The sequence below is a fragment of the Streptomyces cyanogenus genome (assembly GCF_017526105.1).
GTDB classification, from domain to species: domain Bacteria; phylum Actinomycetota; class Actinomycetes; order Streptomycetales; family Streptomycetaceae; genus Streptomyces; species Streptomyces cyanogenus.
On record NZ_CP071839.1, the window covers coordinates 7,444,080 to 7,462,603 of the forward strand.

Annotated in this window: 19 protein-coding genes and 1 riboswitch; of the genes, 18 read left to right on the forward strand and 1 reads right to left on the reverse strand. The window is 73.4% G+C overall.

Annotation, left to right across the window (positions count from 1 at the left end; translation table 11 throughout):
* Positions 1 to 178: 178 nt before the first annotated feature.
* Positions 179 to 371, forward strand: a riboswitch (cyclic di-AMP (ydaO/yuaA leader).
* Between the two features lie 5 nt (positions 372 to 376).
* Both S1361_RS33365 and S1361_RS33370 read left to right on the forward strand, forming a co-directional pair.
* A complete protein-coding gene (locus S1361_RS33365) occupies positions 377 to 1,261 on the forward strand; it encodes a M23 family metallopeptidase (RefSeq protein ID WP_208035595.1) in 885 nt (294 codons plus the stop codon).
* Positions 1,262 to 1,426: 165 nt separating this feature from the next.
* Positions 1,427 to 2,212: an SGNH/GDSL hydrolase family protein gene (locus S1361_RS33370; protein WP_208036879.1), complete on the forward strand. Its 786-nt coding sequence runs from the start codon at positions 1,427 to 1,429 to the stop codon at positions 2,210 to 2,212.
* 380 nt (positions 2,213 to 2,592) lie between these two features.
* Here the strand turns inward: S1361_RS33370 and S1361_RS33375 are convergent, their stop codons facing one another.
* A complete protein-coding gene (locus S1361_RS33375) occupies positions 2,593 to 3,213 on the reverse strand; it encodes a TetR/AcrR family transcriptional regulator (protein WP_208035596.1) in 621 nt (206 codons plus the stop codon).
* Between the two features lie 263 nt (positions 3,214 to 3,476).
* Between S1361_RS33375 and S1361_RS33380 the strand changes: the two genes are divergently transcribed.
* The 16 genes from S1361_RS33380 to S1361_RS33455 all read left to right on the forward strand — a co-directional run bounded on the left by S1361_RS33380 (position 3,477) and on the right by S1361_RS33455 (position 18,415).
* Positions 3,477 to 4,661, forward strand: coding sequence for an MBL fold metallo-hydrolase (locus tag S1361_RS33380; RefSeq protein WP_208035597.1), 1,185 nt, complete (start codon positions 3,477 to 3,479; stop codon positions 4,659 to 4,661).
* Positions 4,662 to 4,753: 92 nt separating this feature from the next.
* Positions 4,754 to 5,497 (forward strand): TetR/AcrR family transcriptional regulator, encoded by a 744-nt coding sequence (locus S1361_RS33385; RefSeq protein ID WP_208035598.1) that lies wholly within the window; start codon positions 4,754 to 4,756, stop codon positions 5,495 to 5,497.
* A 65-nt stretch (positions 5,498 to 5,562) separates the two neighbouring features.
* Positions 5,563 to 5,871: a hypothetical protein gene (locus S1361_RS33390; RefSeq protein ID WP_208035599.1), complete on the forward strand. Its 309-nt coding sequence runs from the start codon at positions 5,563 to 5,565 to the stop codon at positions 5,869 to 5,871.
* A gap of 18 nt (positions 5,872 to 5,889) precedes the next feature.
* Entirely contained in the window at positions 5,890 to 6,963 is a 1,074-nt protein-coding gene (locus S1361_RS33395) for a M14 family metallopeptidase (protein ID WP_208035600.1), read from the forward strand.
* 522 nt (positions 6,964 to 7,485) lie between these two features.
* Positions 7,486 to 10,062 (forward strand): sensor histidine kinase, encoded by a 2,577-nt coding sequence (locus tag S1361_RS33400; protein ID WP_243769389.1) that lies wholly within the window; start codon positions 7,486 to 7,488, stop codon positions 10,060 to 10,062.
* 77 nt (positions 10,063 to 10,139) lie between these two features.
* Positions 10,140 to 10,574 carry a roadblock/LC7 domain-containing protein gene (locus tag S1361_RS33405; RefSeq protein WP_208035601.1) on the forward strand — a complete coding sequence of 145 codons (435 nt, stop codon included), beginning with the start codon at positions 10,140 to 10,142 and terminating at the stop codon, positions 10,572 to 10,574.
* Positions 10,575 to 10,576: 2 nt separating this feature from the next.
* Entirely contained in the window at positions 10,577 to 10,948 is a 372-nt protein-coding gene (locus tag S1361_RS33410) for a DUF742 domain-containing protein (protein WP_208035602.1), read from the forward strand.
* A complete protein-coding gene (locus S1361_RS33415; RefSeq protein WP_208035603.1) occupies positions 10,926 to 11,525 on the forward strand; it encodes a GTP-binding protein in 600 nt (199 codons plus the stop codon). The genes S1361_RS33410 and S1361_RS33415 overlap by 23 nt, the downstream gene beginning before the upstream one ends.
* 61 nt (positions 11,526 to 11,586) lie before the next feature.
* On the forward strand, positions 11,587 to 12,162 hold the full coding sequence (locus tag S1361_RS33420; RefSeq protein WP_208035604.1) for a GAF domain-containing protein: 576 nt from the start codon (positions 11,587 to 11,589) through the stop codon (positions 12,160 to 12,162).
* A gap of 164 nt (positions 12,163 to 12,326) precedes the next feature.
* Positions 12,327 to 13,355, forward strand: coding sequence for an L-threonine 3-dehydrogenase (gene tdh / locus S1361_RS33425; protein WP_208035605.1), 1,029 nt, complete (start codon positions 12,327 to 12,329; stop codon positions 13,353 to 13,355).
* A gap of 36 nt (positions 13,356 to 13,391) precedes the next feature.
* A complete protein-coding gene (locus S1361_RS33430) occupies positions 13,392 to 14,585 on the forward strand; it encodes a glycine C-acetyltransferase (protein ID WP_208035606.1) in 1,194 nt (397 codons plus the stop codon).
* 30 nt (positions 14,586 to 14,615) lie between these two features.
* Positions 14,616 to 15,518, forward strand: a complete 903-nt coding sequence (locus S1361_RS33435) for a LysR family transcriptional regulator (RefSeq protein WP_208035607.1) — start codon at positions 14,616 to 14,618, stop codon at positions 15,516 to 15,518.
* A gap of 46 nt (positions 15,519 to 15,564) precedes the next feature.
* On the forward strand, positions 15,565 to 16,131 hold the full coding sequence (locus tag S1361_RS33440; RefSeq protein WP_208035608.1) for a helix-turn-helix domain-containing protein: 567 nt from the start codon (positions 15,565 to 15,567) through the stop codon (positions 16,129 to 16,131).
* A 2-nt stretch (positions 16,132 to 16,133) separates the two neighbouring features.
* A complete protein-coding gene (locus tag S1361_RS33445; RefSeq protein WP_208035609.1) occupies positions 16,134 to 16,649 on the forward strand; it encodes a GNAT family N-acetyltransferase in 516 nt (171 codons plus the stop codon).
* Positions 16,650 to 16,679: 30 nt separating this feature from the next.
* Entirely contained in the window at positions 16,680 to 17,039 is a 360-nt protein-coding gene (locus tag S1361_RS33450; protein ID WP_208035610.1) for an MmcQ/YjbR family DNA-binding protein, read from the forward strand.
* 83 nt (positions 17,040 to 17,122) lie between these two features.
* Positions 17,123 to 18,415, forward strand: a complete 1,293-nt coding sequence (locus S1361_RS33455; protein ID WP_208035611.1) for an MFS transporter — start codon at positions 17,123 to 17,125, stop codon at positions 18,413 to 18,415.
* The last annotated feature ends 109 nt before the right edge of the window (positions 18,416 to 18,524 follow it).

The window sequence follows — 18,524 nt, forward strand, 5'->3', positions numbered from 1 at the left end:
AGCGTCGCGGGTCATGTCCACGTAATGATGGTGCGGGAGCAGGGAATTGACAGAGTGAAGGGTGCGGGAATTCACGGAGGGTGACCGCGCATTCCCGCATCCGATCACCCCGAACACCCCACGGTCGAAGGCGGATGCTTGTTTCCGTGCGTTCCACTCGCTTACGTTCGCCACCCAACCGGACGGAACGCCGAATCCTGCCGCCGTCCGGACTCCCCACTCATGACCCGTGACGGCAGGAGCGGGGGACCCACCAGGTACGACTGCCTGTCCCGGTCTCCGCGACAGGCTAGGGGTGCAGCCGTGCGCGCACGGCCGGGCAGCTCCAGCCCGAACCCGACAGCTGACCTCGCAGGCGCCGGAGAGGAACAGCGCCATGCCCGCCAAGGGTAAGCACCGACGCCCCAAGACCCCGCGTTTTTCCCGCTCCCTCGCCGCCGCCGGTACCGGTGGCGCCGCCCTCGCCCTCCCGCTCGTCGGGGCCACCGGGGCGCACGCCGCGACCCCCGCGCAGTCCGTGTCCGAAGCGGCCGTGCGGTCCCTCCCGGAGACGGCAGGCAAGACCGCCGCCCAGCCGGAGGCGGGCGTGCGCACCTACACCGTGCGCGGCGGCGACTGCCTCGCCAGGATCGCCGAGGAGCAGCACGTCAGCGGCGGCTGGCAGCGGCTCTACGACGACAACCGGCAGGCCATCGGCGCCGACCCGGCGCTCATTCACCCGGGCCTGAAGCTCAGCCTCGGCACGCAGGCCGCGCCGGCCCGCACCGAGTCCGCCACCCCGAAGCCCGCCCGGCCGGCCGCCCCGAAGCCCGCCCAGCCGGCCGGGTCCGGCACCGCGCAGACCGCCTCCGCCGGCTACACCCTGCCGGTGGCCGGCGCCACCATCGGCACCGGCTACCACGTCGCCGGCAGCATGTGGTCCAGCGGCTACCACACCGGCGTCGACTTCGTCGTCCCGACCGGCACCCCCCTCAAGGCCGTCGCCGCGGGCACCGTCGTCTCCGCCGGCTGGGGCGGCGCGTACGGCAACCAGGTCGTCCTCAAGCTCAACGACGGCCACTACGCCCAGTACGCCCACCTCTCGCAGCTCTCCGTCTCGGCCGGCCAGACCGTGACCGCGGGCCGGCAGGTCGGCCTGTCCGGCGCCACCGGCAACGTCACCGGCCCGCACCTGCACTTCGAGATCCGCACCACGCCGGACTACGGATCGGACGTGGACCCGGTCGCCTACCTTCGCGCGCACGGCGTCCCCGTCGGCTGACCCCCGTCGTCCGACTGTCCGGCACCGCCTATTCCTGGCTTGGCAAATTATTTAAGAGTGGCTCATCTCACCGTTCGTCAACCCCGGCCTACGGTCGCGTAGGTCACATCGGAAGGTGAATCATGGTCCGACGTGGCAGACGATTCGAAGAATGACAACGCATCAGTGATCGGGTCGTACGTGGCGGTGGGGGACAGCTTCACCGAGGGCGTGGGCGACCCCGGCCCCGACGGGGCGTTCGTGGGCTGGGCCGACCGGTTCGCGGTACTGCTCGCCGACCGGCGCCCCGAGGGGGACTTCCAGTACACCAACCTCGCCGTGCGCGGGAAGCTGCTGGACCAGATCGTGGCCGACCAGCTTCCCAAGGCCGTCGAACTCGCCCCCGACCTGGTCTCCTTCTGCGCGGGCGGCAACGACATCATCCGCCCGGGCACCGACCCGGACGAGGTCGCCGAGCGCTTCGAACGCGCCGTGGCCCGGCTGACCGAGGCCGCGGGAACCGTGCTGGTGGCGACCGGCTTCGACACCCGGGGCGTGCCCGTGCTGAAGCATCTGCGCGGCAAGATCGCCACCTACAACGGGCACGTCCGGGCCATCGCCGACCGGTACGGCTGTCCCGTCCTCGACCTGTGGTCCCTGAAGTCCGTGCAGGAGCGCAGGGCCTGGGACAACGACCGGCTGCACCTGTCGCCCGAGGGCCACACGCGCGTGGCGCTGCGCGCCGGACAGGCTCTCGGCCTGGACGTCCCGGCCGACCCGGAGCAGCCGTGGCCGCCGCTGCCGCCCCGGGGCACGCTGGACATCCGCCGCGACGACGTCCACTGGGCCCGCGAGTACCTCGTCCCCTGGATCGGCCGCCGCCTGCGCGGCGAGTCCTCCGGCGACCATGTCACCGCCAAGGGCACCCTCTCCCCGGACGACATCAAGATGCGCATCGCCTCGGTGGCCTGACCGGCACACCGCGCCCTGCCGCCTGCCGGGGTCGGCGGGGCGTGGCCGGGCCAGTGGTCCGGGGCGGGTGGGATGCGCGGCCGGTGGGATGCGGGGCGGTGTGCGGGGTGCGGCCCGCTCGGTCACCGTGCCCGTGCGCCCATCGTGCCTGCGTGGTCACCGTGCCCGCCCTGCGCATCGTGCCTGCGTGGTCACCGTGCCCGTGCGCTCCACCGTGCCCATGCGCCCATCGTGCCTGCGTGGTCACCGTGCCCGCCCTGCGCATCGTGCCTGCGTGGTCACCGTGCCCGTGCGCTCCACCGTGCCCGTGCGCCTATCGTGCCTGCGTGGTCACCGTGCCCGCCGTGCGCATCGCGCCCGTTGGTCACCGTGCCCCTCGGTCACCGTGCCTGTTCGGTCAACGTCTTCCGGTCCAGGCCCAGTTCCCGGGCGAGGGCGTCGTCCACCCACTCCTGTGCGCGGGAGCGCGCCACCGCGCCCGGGTACGACGTCAGCTGTACCGCCAGGCCGTCCAGCAGCGCGGTCAGCCGCAGTGCCGCGCCGGCCGGGTCCGCGCACGCGAACTCACCGGCGGCGACGCCCTCGGCGATGACCTCGGCGATCGCCGCCTTCCACTGCTTGTCCAGCTCCCGGGTGACCTCGCGCAGAGCGGGCTCGCGCAGGGCCACGGCCCAGCCCTCGATCCACAGCCGCCAGCCCTTGGCCTGCCCGGTCGGCGCGTACCAGCGCACCGCGGCCCGCAGCCGGCGCAGCGCGGTGGTCCGCCGGCCCACCACCTTGCGCAGGTGTGCGAGGTCGTCCTCGGCCGCGTACGCGAACGCGTCGGCGACCAGCTTCTCCTTGGTGGAGAAGTGGTACAGCACCAGCGCGTTGCTCACACCGAGGGCCGCGGCCACGTCGGCGATCCGCACCGCCGCCACGCCCCGCGCCTCGATCTGCCCGATGGCCGCCCGCAGCAGCTCCTCCCGCCGCTCGGCCACGCTCAACCGCACTCTTGCCACGCGCTCACCCTAGTCGTAGTCGATCGCAAGTGAGCGCTACCGGTCGCAAACGATCCCGCTCCGCCGGTCTCCGTACCGGTGTCACGGAACAGGGACGCCCATCACCGGCCGTCCGCCCAGGAGTTGACGGCGACCTCCGGGCCTCGACGGCCCGACGGGCGCGGAGCCGGCCCCCGGCATCGGTCCGGCGTACCCCTGCCTACCGGGACCGCCGGATGAGCCGACCATAATGGAGGGCCTCACCCACTCCACCGGGAGGTACCGTGACCGGTTTGCGTTCTCCGAGCTCCGGGCTCCGCGCGCTGCGGCCCGCGGCCTTCGGCGCGGACCCGGGCGGTGAGCGCCTGGCACGCATCCGCCGCTCGCCCCACTTCAGGAACGGTGTCTTCCAGAACCCCGGCGGCCCCGCCCGTACCCGCCCGTCCGGCTCCACCGTGGACCTCGCGAAGGTCTTCCTGGACAAGGACACCCGGCCGTTGCGCGCCCCCAAGGGCACCGTCCCGGTGCACCCCACCACCTTCGCCGACCTGGCCGGACCGCCCGCGACGGGACTGCGGCTGACCTGGATGGGTCACTCCAGCGTGCTCGCCGAAATCGACGGTCACCGCGTCCTGTTCGACCCCGTCTGGGGCGAGCGCTGCTCCCCGTTCCCCTTCGCCGGGCCCAAGCGGCTGCACCCGGTGCCGCTGCCGCTGGCCGCGCTCGGCCCGGTCGACGTCGTCGTCATCTCCCACGACCACTACGACCACCTGGACCTGCCCAGCATCAAGGCGCTGGCGGGCACGGACACCCTGTTCGCCGTGCCGCTCGGCGTCGGCGCCCACCTGGAGCACTGGGGTGTCCCGGCGGACCGGCTGCGCGAGCTGGACTGGCACGAGTCCACGAAGGTCGGCGGTCTGACCCTCACCGCCACCCCGGCCCGGCACTTCTGCGGCCGCGGACTGCGCAACACCCAGCACACGCTCTGGGCGTCCTGGACCGTCGCCGGCGACGAGCACCGGATCTACCACAGCGGTGACACCGGCTACTTCGAGGGCTTCAAGGACATCGGCGCCGCGCACGGCCCGTTCGACGCCACGATGATCCAGATCGGCGCGTACAGCGAGTTCTGGCCCGACATCCACATGACCCCCGAGGAGGGCCTGCGCGCCCACCTCGACCTGCAGGGCGGGGCGCCGCACGGCGTGCTGCTGCCGATCCACTGGGGCACCTTCAACCTCGCCCCGCACCCCTGGGCCGAGCCGGGGGAGTGGACGAAGGAGGCCGCCGAGGAGGCCGGCCAGGCGGTGGCTCTGCCCCGGCCGGGCGAGCCCTTCGAACCGGCCGGCAAGCTGCCCGCCGAGGCGTGGTGGCGGGGCGTGTCGGGGGAGCTCCGGCGCACCTGGCGCTCGGTCGGCGCCTTCGTTGCGGAGCCGCCCGCCCGCGCCACCGGCGACCGCTCGGACTGACCCCGCCGCGGGAACACGCGCGTTTCGCGGATAAAACGTACGATTATGAATGAAATGTACGGTGTACCCGGAGTGGGGCGCGGAGTGCGGCCATGGCGGAGCGCGGCAAACCGGAGAGGCGGCGGCGCCTGAGCCGTCCCGTGGTGCTCGCCGCGGCCGTCGCCCTCGTGGACCGGGAGGGGCTGGCGGCCCTGACCATGCGCCGCCTGGCGGCGGACCTGGGAGTGGAGCCGATGGCTCTCTACCGGTACACCGACGGCAAGGAAGGACTGCTCGACGGCCTGGTGGAGGCCTTCTTCGCCGAGGTCAACGAACGGCTGCGGACCTCGGCCGGACAGGTGGGCGCCGACCCGGCCACCGCCTCCGCCGAACCGCCCTGGCGGGCCGAACTGCGGCGCATCGCGCGGGCGTTCGCCGGTGCCGTGCACGCCCATCCCGAGGTGCTGCCCGTGGTGGCCGTCCGCCCGCTCGCCGTCCCCGTGGCCCGGCGGCCCGAGCCCTGGCTCCAGCTCACCGAGCACGTGTTCGCCGTCCTCGCCCGCGCCGGATTCGACGACCCCACCGCGCTCACGATCCACCGCACCTTCGTCGCCTGGACCCTGGGCTGTCTGCTCGTGGACAAGCGCCAGATCGTGGACAACCCCGAGGAGCCGGACCCGATGCTGCGCCTGGGGCTGCACCGGCTGTCCGCCGCGGACCACCCGCGGCTGCGCGCCCTCGTCCCGCACTTCGCCGAGTACGACGACGAACGCGAGCTGACGCAGGGTCTGGACAGCCTGCTGAGCGGCCTGCCCGAGGCCCCACTTGACGCCTTCTACGGCCGCGGAGCACCCTGAAGATACAGCGTACATATCCGGCATAAAGTGCCGTAGCGTGCGTCTCCCGCACGGAAGAAGCCGTCATGTCCAGCACCCCACGGACCGTCCTGCGCGTGCGTGTCACCGCCCGGGACGTCGAAACCCTGCGCGCGCTCCTGCGCGAAACCCGTCCCGACGTCGGAGGGCTCGCCCGCCGCGCCGACGACGGCAGCTGCACCATCGAGGCCTACGTATCCCCCGAACAGGCCGAAGTCCTCGAACGTGAAGGCGTGTCGGTCACCCTGGTCGAGGACGCGACGGCCGCGGGACGCGACCGCCAGGCCGAGGTCGGCCACGGCGACCGCTTCGCCCCCGCCGACGCGGTGCCTCACGGGCCGGCCGACAAGGTCTAGGGCGCCGGGAGGAACGCCATGACGTACCTGAACGTCACCGAGGTCGAGTCCGCCGTGACCAGCCTGGCCACCGCCTTCCCGGGCACGTGCGAGCTGATCGACCTGCCCGAGCCCTCGGTCGAGGGACGCGCCTGCCACGCGCTGCGGATCGGAACCGGTCCGGGCGGGAGCAACGACTGCGCCGTGCTGATCGGCGGTGTGCACGCCCGGGAATGGGGCAGCTGCGAGATCCTGGTGGGCCTCGCCGCAGACCTGCTGGAGGCGTACGGCGCCGGCACCGGACTCGTCTACGGCGGGACCCGCTTCACCGCCGACGACGTCCGCAAGCTCCTGCGCGAACTGGACCTCGTGGTCTTCCCGCTGGTCAATCCCGACGGCCGGCACTACAGCCAGACCGTCGAGCCGATGTGGCGCAAGAACCGCAACCCGGCACAGTCCGGCGGCGATCCGGACCGCATCGGCGTCGACATCAACCGCAACTACGACTTCCTGTTCGACTTCGCAACCGCCTTCGACCCCGCCGCGGCACCGCGCGTCTCCTCCGACCCCGGCGACCTCGTGTACCAGGGGCCCCGGCCCTTCTCCGAACCCGAGACCCGCAACGTCCGATGGCTCTTCGACACATATCCGCGCACCCGCTGGTTCGTCGACGTGCACAGCTACTCCGAGGACATGCTGACCGTCTGGGGCGACGACGAGAGCCAGTCCGACGACCCGTCCCAGAACTTCCTCAACCCCGCCTACGACCACCGGCGCGGCCGTGGCACGGACTCCTACGCGGAGTACCTCGCGAAGGCCGACGCCGACGACTCCATGGTGCTCGCCGAGCAGTTCTGCGCGGCGCTGCACGGCGTACGCGGCCGTACCTACCGTCCGATGTCCGGCTACCAGCTGTATCCCACCAGCGGCACCAGCGACGACTACGCCTACTCGCGGCACATCGTCGACGAGCACAAGGGCAGGATCCTCGGCTTCACCGTCGAGTGGGGCGACGCGTCCGGCGGCTTCCACCCGCCCTGGGACGAGATGAAGCGGATCATCCTGGACGTCGACGCCGGACTCGTCCGGTTCTGCCTCGCGGCACTCACCTGACCGGGTCGCATGGGAGGTCCGAGGCGCCCGCTCCGGCGGGCGCCTCGAACCGCAGTCCGCTCCTCACCCCGGTCAAGGCCAAAGCAGCTACGTTGGGTGACAGTCGGCTCTGCGGGCAGGGTGGTCGGAGCGGGCCCTGGGGGTGTCCCGGCGGGGAGCCGGGAGGGCGTGACGGTGCCCGAACGAATTGCTCGGGGTGCCCCGGGGGATCCGATGCCTGTTCCGTACGCGACCGCTTATGAGCAGGTCGGATCATTTCTGTCGAGGATGCGACCGCGTGCTCCACGCGGGTCATCGGACTTTCGTACGACACCTCATACCAGAGCGGGACCCTCCTCGGGGGACTTTGTCAACTGACCACCACGCGTGATGCTCAGGCAACTACTGTGAGTGTCCGTCGGGCGACGCGGCCGGATCCGCCGGTGCCGCCGGCCGACGCCGTGATGACGCACGCCCGCATCGACGCATGCCCGCGGCGCACCGCACGAGGACACAGGCCCGACGGACAGTACGAGGACGCAGATGTCTCACCTCCGAGCACCGGCCAACCGCGCCGACCGCCGCGAGGGCGGCGGCCGGCACGGGCGGCCGGTCGCCCGACCCGCTCCCGCACTGCCCGAAACCCACATACGGCCCCAGCTCATGCGGCTCGCCGTCCTGCCGCCCCTCGCGGTCGCGCTCAGCGCCACCGCCGCGGTCCTCTTCAGCATCCGCTCCACCGGCGCCCGCACCGGCCCCGTCCTGTGGGCCGTGCTGGCCGGGGCCGTCACCGTGGCCGTCGCCGCGATCCTCATCGCCGCCGTGGCCGCCGACCGCGCCACCCGCTCGGTCGGCGACCGCGTCGACGCGCTGCGCCGCACCGCCGCGCGCGGCGAGGCCGACCTGCACGCCCTGGTCGACGCGCTCCGTCAGGGCGAGACCCCGCCGCAGCGCGGCCCGCTCCGCCGGCCGCCCGCGGACGCCGACGACTTCGAACTGCTCGCCGCCGACCTGGCCCGCGCGTACGACGGCGCCGTCACCGCCGTCGTCCGGGCCGCCCAGCTCTCCAGCCGGGCCGGCAGCGAACAGAAGCTGGAGGTGTTCGTCAACCTCGCGCGCCGGCTCCAGTCGCTCGTGCACCGGGAGATCTCGATCCTCGACGACCTGGAGAACGAGATCGAGGACCCCGACCTGCTCAAGGGCCTCTTCCACGTGGACCACCTGGCCACCCGGATCCGGCGCCACGCCGAGAACCTCGCGGTGCTCGGCGGCGCGGTCTCCCGCCGGCAGTGGAGCAACCCGGTCAGCATGACCGAGGTGCTGCGCTCCGCCATCGCCGAGGTCGAGCAGTACTCCCGGGTCAAGCTCGTGCCCCCCATCGACGGCGAACTGCGCGGCCACGCCGTCGCCGACGTCATCCACCTGCTCGCCGAACTCATCGAGAACGCCACCGTCTTCTCCGCCCCGCACACCCAGGTACTGCTGCGCGCCAACCTCGTCACCTCCGGGCTCGCCGTGGAGGTCGAGGACCGCGGGCTGGGGATGCCCGTCGGCGAACAGAGCCGGATGAACGCCCTGCTCGCCGACCCCGACCAGGTCAACGTCGCCAGCCTGCTGGCCGACGGCCGCATCGGCCTCTACGTCGTCTCCCAGCTCGCCCGCCGGCACCACATCCATGTGCGGCTGCAGACCAACATCTACGGCGGTGTGCAGGCCGTTCTCGTCGTCCCGCAGACGCTGTTGGGCAACCCGCCGGGCGTGCCGGGCACGGGCGCCGGGACAGCCATGCCGCAGCCGCAGCCGCAGCCGCAGCCGCAGCCGCAGCCGCAGCCGCAGCCGCAGCCGCAGCCGCAGCCGCAGTCCCAGGGCCGGCCCACGGCGGACACCGGGACGTCGCCGCAGACAGGAGCGGCCGTGCCGGCGTCCGCGCAGGCATCGGGGAACGGGGGGGCGTCCGGGGCGGGAAGCGTGTCCTGGGGAACGGGCGTGTCCGGGGCCGGGAGTGCGTCCGCGGCCGGTGGCGGCGCCGGGGCCGGGGACGGTGCCGAGGCCGCGGCGGGCTCCGGACGGCGGCGGCACGCCCAGCGCGGATCCGGGCGGCGCGGGGCCGACGGCGACGGGCACGGGCGGCACGGAGCCGCCCCTGCCCCGCTGCCCGTGCGCGGCGCCCGGGAGACGCGGCCCACCCCCGCCGAGGCGGTGCCGGGCGTCAACGCCGGGGACCGGGCGGTGGTGGAGACGCACGCGGGCGTGCTGCCCACGCCGCGCGTCGGCACGGTGCGCGGCACCATGGACAAGCCCCAGCTGCCCCGTCGGCGCGCCCAGGAGCACATCGTGCCCCAGCTGCGCGGCGGCCCCGCACCCCGTCAGGACTCCGACGCCGTCCCCGGCCACGACCCCGGTCTGATGGCCGCCTTCCAGCGCGGGATCGGACTCGCCGAGGCCCAGCAGAGCCTGGAGCCGGAACAGTCGCGGCCGGAGTACGGGGCGTCGTCCGAATACCGGACCCCGGAGTACGGGACACCGCGGCTGGACGGGAAGCCGGAGTACGGGCAGCTGGGCTCGTCCCACATGGACGCCGCCCACATGGATGGCACCCACCTCCCGGCCGCCGCGCCCGACTCCACCCAGCCGGCCCGCGTACGTCCCGACCACGCCAGCGGCCCGGAACACGTCGGCGCCCCCCACAGCGGCCCGTACCACGGGGGATCGGGGCACATGGGGTCCGACCACATGGGACCCGACGACACGGGGGCCACTCACGTGGGCTCCGGCCACACGGGCGTGGACTACATGCCGGGCCCCGACCACACGGGCCCGGACTACACGCGCGCGGACGCCGCAGCCCCGGACCAACCGGCCCGGCCTCTCATGGCCCCACACCACACGGCCCCGGACCACATGGCTCCAGACCACATGTCCCGGCCCAACCGGGCCCCGGACCACACAGCTCCAGAGCACATGGCCCTGCACCACACGGCCGCGCACCACACAGCCCCGGACCCCATGTCCCGAGAAGACATGCCCCCGGCGCCCATACCTCCAGCACACGCCCCCGCGCCCGCGGGCGACGGTGGCCGCGGCACCGGCCGGTCCGAGGGGAGCGCCCCGGCCGGATGACCGCCCCCGCACCTCCACGCCGTACCCCCACCCCCAGCGCTCCCGCAGATCTTCGTACCCCAAGGAGTCGATCCACCATGGCGAGCGACGCGCCGACCGTCCCCGCATCCGACCTCGACTGGCTGCTGAGCGGCCTCGTGCAGCGCGTACCGCACACCTCCAGCGCGGTGCTCCTGTCCTGCGACGGGCTGGTGAAGTCCGTGCACGGCCTGGACGCCGACAGCGCCGACCACATGGCGGCCCTGGCCTCCGGCCTGTACTCCCTCGGCCGCAGCGCGGGCGTGCGGTTCGGCGACGGCGGAGAGGTCCGCCAGGTCGTCGTCGAACTCGACTCGACGCTGCTGTTCGTGACCACCGCCGGCTCCGGCACCTGCCTCGCCGTGCTGGCCGGCCGCGAGGCCGACGCGGCGGTGCTCGGCTACGAGATGGCGATGCTGGTCAAGAGCGTCCGCCCGTACCTGGTGACCGCTCCCCGGCAGCACGCCGTCGAATCCCCGGCGACGAGGCCTTGAGCGTGGCCGCAGCCGGCGAGGGGCCCTGGCTGGACGACGCGGCCGGGCGGCTGGTGCGGCCGTTCACGGTCAGCAACGGCCGCACGAAGCCCAGCATCGCCCTCGACCTGATGTCGCAGGTGATGGCCACGGGCGTCACCCCGCTCGGCTACCTCGGCCCCGAGCACGCCCAGGCACTCGACCTGTGCCGCGCGCCCGTCTCCGTCGCCGAGGTCGCCGCCCAGCTGAAGCTGCCCGCCGTGGTCACCAAGGTGCTCCTGTCGGACCTGGTCGACTGCGGTGCGCTGACCACCAAGCCGCCCGCGTACCACCACACTCCCACCGACCGGTCCCTGCTGGAGGCAGTGCTCGATGGACTACGACGACAGCTCTGACCCGTTCCCGACCGCGCTCAAGATCCTGGTCGCGGGCGGGTTCGGGGTCGGCAAGACCACCTTCGTCGGTGCGGTCAGCGAGATCGCGCCGCTCAGCACGGAGGAGCTGCTCACCACGGTCAGTGTCGGCAAGGACAGTCTCGACGGCGTCGAGAACAAGATGGAGACCACGGTCGCCATGGACTTCGGCCGCATCACCCTCGACCCGGAACACGTGCTGTACCTGTTCGGCACGCCCGGGCAGGAGCGGTTCTGGTTCATGTGGGACGAGCTGTCCGAGGGCGCGCTCGGCGCGGTGATCCTCGCCGACACCCGGCGCCTGCAGGACTGCTTCGCCGCCGTGGACTTCTTCGAGGAGCGCGGGCTCGCCTTCATCGTCGCGGTCAACGAGTTCGACGGCGCCCACCGCTACGACCCCGAGGAGGTACGCGCCGCCATCGATCTCGATCCGGAGATCCCCGTGGTGCCCTGTGACGCCCGGATCTCCAGCTCCGGCGTCCAGACCCTGCTCGTCCTCGTACGCCACCTCCTCGCCCACGCGCCGGCGACCGCGCCCAGCCACGGCGCCCACATGTGATCCCGCCCTACCGCCCACGGAGCCGCTATATGAGTTACGCCCACCGCGACGGAGTCCGGCCATGAGCTACGAGCCGCCCCGGCCGGTCCGGGGCCTGCTGCTCACCCCCGAGGACAAGGAGGCCCCCGCCCGCGTCCACCGGCTGCGCCGACTCGGCCTGGCGGACCGGCCCGATCCCGTGCTCGACACCTTCGCCGGCCACCTCGCCCAGCTCACCGGCGCGCTCTACGCCATGGTCAACTTCATCGGCGAGGACCACCAGTTCTTCGCGGGCCTGAGCGCCCCCGCCACCGCACCGGTCGTCCGGGACGACGGCAGCAGGGCCGCGATCGGCCGGGTGCTGCCCCGGGACCATGGTTTCTGCCCCCATGTGGTCGTCCGCCGCAAGGCACTCGTCCTGGAGGACGTCCGCGACTATCCCCGGTTCGCGGGCAACCCGGTCGTCGACGAGTACGGCATCCGCTCCTATCTCGGCGCCCCGCTCATCGACAGCTCCGGCATGGCGCTCGGCACCGTGTGTGCCGCCGACACCGCGCCCCGCGCCTGGGGCAGGCCGGGGCTGGAAGCCATCAAAGCGCTCGCCGCCGACCTCGTCGTACGCCTGGAACGCAGCGCGGAGGACGGTCTGCCGATCTGACACGCCGGGAGGGCGTGTAGGAAAGCTGAGGCGCCGGTTAAGAAAAGCTCGATGGACCATGGCCCGCGCATACGGCAGATTGCAGGGTGATTCCACCCCTCTGACCCGGTGCGGGCTTCTTCGGCATGCCCGTGGGCCGGGCCTCACCCACAGGAGCCCTAGCGTTGAAGGCGCTCGTCAAGGAGAAGGCGGAGCCGGGACTCTGGCTGACGGACGTCCCGGAGCCCGCCATCGGCCCCGGTGACGTCCTGATCAAGGTCATGCGGACCGGTATCTGCGGCACGGACCTGCACATCCGGGCCTGGGACGGCTGGGCCCGGCAGACGATCCGCACGCCCCTCGTGCTCGGCCACGAGTTCGTCGGGCAGGTCGTCGAGACCGGCCGGGACGTGACCGACATCCGCATCGGCGACCGGGTCAGCGGCGAGGGCCACCTGGTGTGCGGCAAGTGCCGCAACTGCCTGGCCGGCCGCCGCCACCTGTGCCGGGCCACCGTCGGCCTCGGCGTCGGCCGCGACGGCGCGTTCGCCGAGTACGTCGCCCTGCCCGCGTCCAACGTCTGGGTGCACCGGGTCCCCGTCGATCTCGACGTCGCCGCGATCTTCGACCCGTTCGGCAACGCCGTGCACACCGCGCTCTCCTTCCCGCTGGTCGGCGAGGACGTGCTGATCACCGGTGCCGGCCCGATCGGCCTGATGGCCGCCGCCGTGGCCCGGCACGCGGGCGCCCGCAACGTCGTCATCACCGACGTCAGCGAGGAGCGCCTGGAGCTGGCCCGCAAGACAGGAGCCAGCCTCGCCCTGAACGTCGCCGAGACGACGATCGCCGAGGGGCAGCGTGAGCTGGGGCTGCGCGAGGGCTTCGACATCGGTCTGGAGATGTCCGGCCGCCCCGAGGCCATGCGGGACATGATCGCCAACATGACGCACGGCGGCCGGATCGCCATGCTCGGCCTGCCCGCCCAGGAGTTCCCGGTCGACTGGGCCCGGATCGTCACGTCGATGATCACCATCAAGGGCATCTACGGCCGTGAGATGTTCGAGACCTGGTACGCGATGTCGGTGCTGCTGGAGGGCGGCCTGGACCTCGCCCCGGTGATCACCGGCCGGTACGGCTACCGCGACTTCGAGGCGGCCTTCGCCGACGCGGCGAGCGGCACCGGCGGCAAGGTCATCCTCGACTGGACCGCGTGACTCCCTTCACCCGCAAGCACCTTCAGGAGAGCCCCCATGTTCGACACCGTCCGTGAGGACCTGCGCGCCACCCTCGACGAGATCCGCGCCGCCGGCCTGCACAAGCCCGAGCGGGTCATCGACACCCCGCAGTCCGCGACCGTCAACGTCTCGGCCGGCGGCCGCCCCGGCGAGGTCCTCAACTTCTGCGCCAACAACTACCTGGGCCTCGCCGATCACCCCGAGGTGATCGCCGCCGCCCACGCCGCGCTGGACCGCTGGGGCTACGGCATGGCCTCCGTCCGCTTCATCTGCGGCACCCAGGAGGTGCACAAGGAACTGGAGGCACGGCTCTCGGCCTTCCTCGGCCAGGAGGACACGATCCTGTACTCCTCCTGCTTCGACGCCAACGGCGGTGTCTTCGAGACCCTGCTGGGCGAGGAGGACGCGGTGATCTCCGACGCCCTCAACCACGCCTCCATCATCGACGGCATCCGGCTGTCCAAGGCCCGCCGCTTCCGCTACGCCAACCGCGACCTGGCCGACCTGGAGGCCAAGCTCAAGGAGGCCTCCGACGCCCGGCGCCGCCTGATCGTCACCGACGGCGTCTTCTCCATGGACGGCTACGTGGCGCCCCTCGCGGAGATCTGCGACCTCGCCGACCGCTACGACGCGATGGTCATGGTCGACGACTCGCACGCCGTCGGCTTCGTCGGCCCCACCGGCCGGGGCACGCCCGAACTGCACGGCGTCATGGACCGGGTCGACATCATCACCGGCACCCTCGGCAAGGCCCTGGGCGGCGCCTCCGGCGGCTACGTCGCCGCGCGCGCCGAGATCGTCGCCCTGCTGCGCCAGCGCTCCCGCCCGTACCTGTTCTCCAACACGCTCGCCCCGGTCATCGCCGCGGCCTCCCTCAAGGTCCTCGACCTGCTGGAGTCGGCCGACGACCTGCGCGTCCGCCTCGCCGAGAACACGGCCCTCTTCCGCCGCCGGATGACCGAGGAGGGCTTCGACGTCCTCCCCGGCGACCACGCCATCGCCCCCGTCATGATCGGCGACGCGGCCGAGGCGGCCCGCATGGCCGAACTGCTGCTGGAGCGCGGGGTCTACGTGATCGGCTTCTCCTACCCGGTCGTCCCGCAGGGCCAGGCCCGCATCCGCGTCCAGCTGTCCGCCGCGCACTCCACGGACGACGTCAACCGCGCGGTCGACGCGTTCATCGCGGCGCGCGCCGCCCTGGCGGGCTGACCGGACCGATGACCTGGGATAATTGAGGTCATGATCGAAGCACGGCGGCTCCACATCCTCCGTGCGGTGGCCGACCACCGCACGGTCACCGCGGCAGCCGCCGCGCTCTACCTCACCCCCTCCGCCGTCTCCCAGCAGCTGACGGCGCTGGAGCAGGAGACCGGCCACCGCCTGGTCGAGCGTGGCGCCAAGGGCGTGCGGCTCACCCCGGCCGGCGAGATCCTGCTCGGCCACACCAACGCGGTCCTCGCCCAGCTGGAGCGGGCCGAGGCCGAGCTGGCCGCCTACGGCTCCGGCGAGGCGGGCACGGTCACCGTGGCGGCCTTCGCGACCGGCATCGCCCAGGTCGTGGCCCCGGCGGTGGCCCGCCTCGCCCACTCCGCGCCCGGCATAAGGATCCGCGTGCAGGACGCGGAGGGCGACGCCAGCCTGCCCATGGTGCTGGACCGGCAGGTCGATGTCGCGGTCGCCGTCGAGTACCGGGGCGCGCCGCCCGCCGACGACCCCCGCCTGACCCACGTGCCGCTCTACGCCGAGCCGTTCGACGCCGTCGTACCGGTGGGGCACCGCCTGGCGGACGCCCCCGAGGTGCCCCTCGCCGAGCTGGCCAAGGACCCGTGGATCGGCCCGTACCCCGGCAACCCTTGCCACGACGTGGTCGTCCTCGCCTGTGAGAGCGCCGGCTTCCAGCCCCGCCTCGAACACTCCTCCGACGACTTCCGCGCCGTCGTCGCCCTGGCCTCGGCCGACGCCGGCGTGGCGCTCGTACCGCGTTCCGCGCTGCGTGGCATGGACCTCGCCGGTGTGGTCGTACGGCCCGTCGACGGCGTCGCCCCGACCCGCCGGGTGTTCGCCGCCGTCCGCCGGGGTGCCGAGGGGCACCCGCTGATCCGCCCGGTGCTGGAGGCGCTCGGCGAGGCGGCGCACGCGTGAGGTTCCCGTAACCGCGCTGTCTCATATCCGGGATAGCGTCCCGGATATGAGAAACGAGGATCACGTCGATCTCCTCATCGGCACTCGGCTGGCCGAACTGCGCGCCCAGCACGGCTGGTCCCTGGACGAGTTGGCGGAGCGCAGCGGAGTCAGCCGGTCCACCCTTTCGCGCGCGGAGCGCGCCGAGACCAGCCCCACCGCCGCCCTGCTGAACCGGCTCTGCCACGTCTACGGCCGCACCATGTCCCAGCTGCTGAGCGAGGTCGAGGCGGCGCCGGCCCCGCTGGTCCGGGCCGCCGAGCAACAGGTGTGGCAGGACCGCGCCTCCGGCTTCGTGCGCCGGTCGGTGTCGCCGCCGCACACCGGACTGCGCGGCGAACTGGTCGAGGGCCGCCTCACCCCGGGCGCGGACCTCGCCTACGACCGCCCGCCCGTGCCCGGCCTGGAGCAGCACCTGTGGCTGCTGGCGGGCGCCCTGGAGGTGACCGTCGGGGACCGGGTCCACCGGCTCGACGCGGGGGACTGTCTGCGGATGCGGGTGACCGGCGCGACCCGGTTCCGCTGCACCGGCTCCGGCGAGGCCCGCTACGTCCTGGCGGTGGTACGGCCGTGAGGGTGGAGCGCTGGACCGGCGACCGGGTGCGCGACCGGGCCGGCGACCTCGCGGCGCTGCTGGCCGACACCGTGGCCTCGGGCGCCTCCGTCGGCTTCCTCGCACCGCTCGGCCACGCGGAGGCGGCCGCCTGGTGGCGGGAGCAGGCGGAGGCCGCGACGGCGGGCCGGCTCGCCGTCTGGGCGGCCCTGGACCCCACGGACCGGGTGACGGGCACCGTCAGCCTGGCCTTCCCCGGCAAGCCGAACAGCCGGCACCGCGCCGAGCTGGTCAAGCTGATGGTGCACCGCACGGCACGGGGACGGGGCCTGGGCCGCCGGCTCCTGGCCACCGCCGAGCGGGCCGCCGCTGCCGACGGCCGCACCCTGCTCCACCTCGACACCGAGACCGGCAGTCCCGCCGAGCACCTGTACCGCTCGGCCGGCTGGACCGTGGCCGGCACCATCCCGGGCTACGCGGCGAGCCCGGCGGGCGAGCTGCGGCCGACGACGCTGTACTTCAAGCAGCTCCGAGGGTGACTGTCGGTGGCAGGGGCTACCTTGCGTGGCATGCCGGATGCAGAAGACGTACGCCGAATCGCCCTGTCCCTGCCGGACACCACGGAGAAGATCGCCTGGAGCATGCCCACGTTCCGGGTCGCCGGGAAGATGTTCGCGACCCTGCCCGAGGACGAGACGTCCATCGCCGTGCGCTGTCCCAAGGACGAGCGCGACGAACTGGTGCTGGCCGAACCGGAGAAGTTCTGGATCGCCGACCACGAGGCCCAGTTCGCCTGGGTGCGAGCGAGACTCGCCGCCCTGGAGGACGAGGCGGAGCTGCGGGACATCCTCGCCGACTCCTGGCGCCAGGCCGCCCCGCCCCGGCTCCTGGAGGCCCACCCCGAGGTGGGGCTCCCGCCCGCGTCCTGAAAATCCCGGTGGGCGTGCGGCCGGCAGTGGCATGATCCCGCGCGTCGGCGGGCGGCGCTGGGCACACGGGGGGAGCACTCGGGATGACCGGAACGGACACGCGGCGCGGCAGCGCCGCCCGGAGGGGCGGGAACGCGGCGACCGGTGCCCCGGCGGTCTGGTCGCGGGAGTTCGCGCTGTTCTTCACGGCCCGGGCCGTCGCCCGCCTGGGTGACACCATGCTGCCCGTCGCCCTCGCGGCCGGCCTGCTGGAGCACGGGTACGGCGCGGGGGCGGTCGGCCTCGCCATGGCCTCCACGGCGGCCGCGTTCGCCGGGCTCGTGGTGTTCGGCGGGGTCATCGCCGACCGGTTCAGCACCCGCAGGCTGATGATCGGCGCCGACCTGGTCCGGCTCGGCACCCAGTCCCTCGCCGCGGGCCTGTTCCTCACCGGGCACGTGGTGCTGTGGCAGATCTGCGCCGTCGGCTTCGTCAACGGCGTGGCCGGCGCGGTCTTCCAGCCGGGCGTGGCCGGCACCGTGCCCCGTCTGGCCGCCGACGTCCAGGGCGCGAACGGCGCGATCCGGGTCGCCGAGTCCGCCGCCCAGCTCGCCGGCCCGGCCGTCGCCGGTGTCCTGGTCGGCCTCGCCTCGCCCGGCGGTGTCTTCGCCGCGCACGCCGCCACCTACGCGCTCAGCGCGCTGTGCCTGCTGCTGCTCCGGCTGCCGCCGCTCCCCGCCGGGCCCCGCGCCGCCCCCGGCTCCGCCCTGCGCGCCTTCCGCGCCGATCTCGCCGACGGCTGGCGGGAGTTCCGCTCCCGCAGCTGGCTGTGGGGTGTGATCGCCGTGTGGTGCCTCTACATGATCGCCGTATGGGGCCCGACCGTCCCGCTGGTGGCCACCGAGGTCGTACGGCACCACGGGCCGGGCGCCTACGGCCTGGTCAACTCGGCCCTCGGCGTGGGTACGGTGATCGGCGGCCTGCTCGCCCTGCGGCTGCGTCCGCGCCGCATGCTCCGGGCGGGCGCCGTCGCCCTCTTCGCCTTCTTCGGCTTCCCGGCGGCCGTCGGGGCGGGCCTCGGGCCGGCGGCCATGGCGGCCGGTGCCGTGCTCGCCGGTGCCGGGATGTCGTTCTGGGGCGTGATGTGGGCGACCACCGTACAGACCCAGGTGCCGGCCGACGTCCTCAACCGCATCCACGCCTACGAGGTGGCCGGCTCCCTGGCCATGATGCCGGTCGGCCAGGCCCTCGCGGGCCCTGCGGCCGGGGCGCTGGGCGCCGGCCACGTCCTGCTGGCCGCCGGCGCGGTGAGCGTGCTCGTGGCGGCGATCCTGCTCGCCGTCCCGCCGATACGCGACCTGGTCCGGGCCGACACGACCGCACCCGCCGCCCACTGACCCACCGGGCTCACCCGCGCCCTGCCGTCCATGGAGCCGGCGGGCTCACTCGCGCCCCCGTGCATCGAGCCGCCGGGCTCACTCGCGCCCTGCCGCTCATGGAGCTGCC